A 1,015-nucleotide genomic window follows, 5' to 3' on the forward strand; every position below is an offset into this window, starting at 1 on the left:
CCGGGGCTGGTGTGTGATCCGCGCGGCGCGCGCCCCCCGGCCCGCCCCGCGCGCGCGGCCGGCGCCCCCCCCCCCACCCCCAAACCCTGGAACCGTCCCCGCGCGGCCGGCGCCGCGCCGACCGCCCCCGCCGAGGAGCACCCACGTGTCGACACCCGCCGCCGGACAGGAACTCGGCGCCTTCCTGCGCGCCCACCGCGAACTGCTCAAGCCCGCCGACGTCGGGCTGACCGCCACCGCCCGGCGCCGCACCCCCGGGCTGCGCCGCGAGGAGGTCGCCTCGCTCTCCGGGGTCGGCCTGGCCTGGTACACCTGGCTGGAGCAGGGCCGGGTCACCGCCTCCCGGCAGGTGCTGGAGGCGGTCGCCCGCGCGCTGCGGCTGGACGCCGCCGGGCTGCGGCACGCGATGCGGCTGGCCGGGTACCACGAGCCGGCCGGCTCCGACGGCGGACCGGGCCGGCTCGCCGCCGCCGTGCAGCCGGTGCTGGACTCCTGGCCCGCCAGCCCGGCGGTGCTGGTCGACCGGCACTTCGACCTGCTCGGCTGGAACGCCGCCTGGTCCGCACTCTGGGGCGCCCCCGAGGCCGTCCCCGCCGACCGGCGCAACCTGATGTGGCTGATGGCCGCCGACCGGCGGCTGCGGGCCGTGCTGCACGACTGGGAGCCGCTCGCGATGAACGTCTTCCAGCACTTCCGCGCGCAGGCCGGGCCGGCCGTCGCCGACCCGCGCACCGGGGAGGTCTACCGCCACCTGGACGCGGACGCGCCGGAGCTCCGCCACTGGTGGGGATGCCACTCGGTGGCGGAGCTGACCGCCCGGACCGTCACCGTCGAGCCGGCCGGGGTCGGGCCCGTCCGGCTGACGCTGTCCTCGTTCCACCCGGTCGACGACCCGTCGGGGGGGGGCGGGGGGGTGTCCCCCCCCGCGGGGGCGGGGGCGGGGGGGCTTGGCGGCCTGTGCCCCCCCCCCCGCGCGGGCGCGCGGGCGCCCCGCCCCCGCGGGGCGCGCGCGCGG

General features: G+C 81.0%; 1 protein-coding gene. It reads left to right on the forward strand.

The window, feature by feature from the left end; all coding sequences use genetic code 11:
* Positions 1 to 145: 145 nt before the first annotated feature.
* On the forward strand, positions 146 to 1,015 hold an 870-nt coding region (locus ACFV0G_RS39640; RefSeq protein ID WP_380558872.1), incomplete at its 3' end, for a helix-turn-helix domain-containing protein.

It is taken from the genome of Kitasatospora sp. NPDC059571 (assembly GCF_042735675.1).
GTDB lineage: Bacteria > Actinomycetota > Actinomycetes > Streptomycetales > Streptomycetaceae > Kitasatospora.